The sequence below is a fragment of the Psychrobacter sp. 1U2 genome, from assembly GCF_051847575.1.
Genome location: NZ_JBPYDC010000367.1, coordinates 1 through 1,157 on the forward strand (window position 1 = coordinate 1; position 1,157 = coordinate 1,157).

At 41.5% G+C, this 1,157-nt stretch carries 2 protein-coding genes; one reads left to right on the forward strand and one right to left on the reverse strand.

The annotated features are described in order from the left end of the window. On the forward strand, window positions 1-320 hold a 320-nt coding region (locus tag ACS8FD_RS15865), incomplete at its 5' end, for a GNAT family N-acetyltransferase (RefSeq protein ID WP_439276557.1). Between the two features lie 22 nt (window positions 321-342). Here the strand turns inward: ACS8FD_RS15865 and ACS8FD_RS15870 are convergent. After that, window positions 343-987 (reverse strand): hypothetical protein, encoded by a 645-nt coding sequence (locus ACS8FD_RS15870; protein ID WP_439261915.1) that lies wholly within the window; start codon window positions 985-987, stop codon window positions 343-345. Window positions 988-1,157: the final 170 nt, after the last annotated feature.

A 1,157-nucleotide genomic window follows, 5' to 3' on the forward strand; every position in this document is an offset into this window, starting at 1 on the left:
GCTTTAGTGATTTGTATGCTCGTACGGCTTACCATATTAGCACTGAGATTAGCATCTACCTGCATCAAGGCTACCAAGGAAAAGGCTTGGGCAGTTTGCTCGCACGCTGGATGCTGGCGCAAGCGCCAAATCTTGGAATTCAAAATGTCGTCGCGCTTGTCTTTGCCCACAATAAACCAAGCTTAGGACTGTTTCGTAAGCTTGGTTTTGAGCAGTGGGGTTATATGCCAAAAGTATGTGATATGCAGGGGTTTATCGCGGATGTTGTAATGCTTGGTAAAACCGTGGTAGTTGAACAAACAAAGGCCGATAACGCATAATTAATAACAGACCCTAAATGTTCTAGCCTAAAATTTTCCATTGGCCATCTATCTTTTGCAGCTCATAGGTCAGTGGCGCAGGCTCACTTTGGTCTTTCAGCATGAGCTCACCGGTGATAGTGGCACGCGTTTTATCATCATTATATGTAGTATCAGTAATAGTGACGCCTTCGACCGTTTGCTGAAAAGCCAACTGCGTATTGGCCAGCTCCTCTTCAAAGTTTGCCATATCTACTTCATAATAAGAGGCAGATTTTTTTGCATCATCATAGTACAAGCTGTTTAGCGCTTTTTTAACAGTATCTTCTGGTGTACCAGCTTCAGTAGGATTGGTGACTAGACTTTTCTGCTTGGCAGAGGAGGTAACTGGATTGATATTATCACTATCAATAGCAGTTTCCTCTTCAACGCTATCTGCTGCTATCTGTTCACTTTCAACAGCATTGTCAGCATTAGTTAATTCTGCTTCAGCTGCCTCATCCTCAGAGGTCTCAACGACAGCTGCGGTGTTTTGAGTATCACTGTCTGCTGTCTCTGTTTTTACATTGTCATTATCGCTACAACCAGTTAAAAGTAGTCCAGTGCTTAGTACGCCGACAGTTAGTATGGTTGGCAAGCGTAATAGTCTAGGTCGTGAAAATTGTAACGTTGAATTTTTAGTTATCATAATAGTCCTCAATAGTCATTTATTCATTAAAAAACAATTATGGCAACTATCAGCGTCATTCACTATCAATTCTCATACTAAGCTTGTTTTGGTTTCGTAATCTTGTACGCCACTGAGTTTTCAACACTGAGTTTTCAACACTTAGTTTTAACCGTGTTTTAGCTGACGAG

Coding starts and splice junctions, on each gene's coding strand:
- ACS8FD_RS15870 (WP_439261915.1), bottom strand. CDS start 987: ATGATAACTAAAAATTCAACGTTACAATTTTCACGACCTAGACTATTA.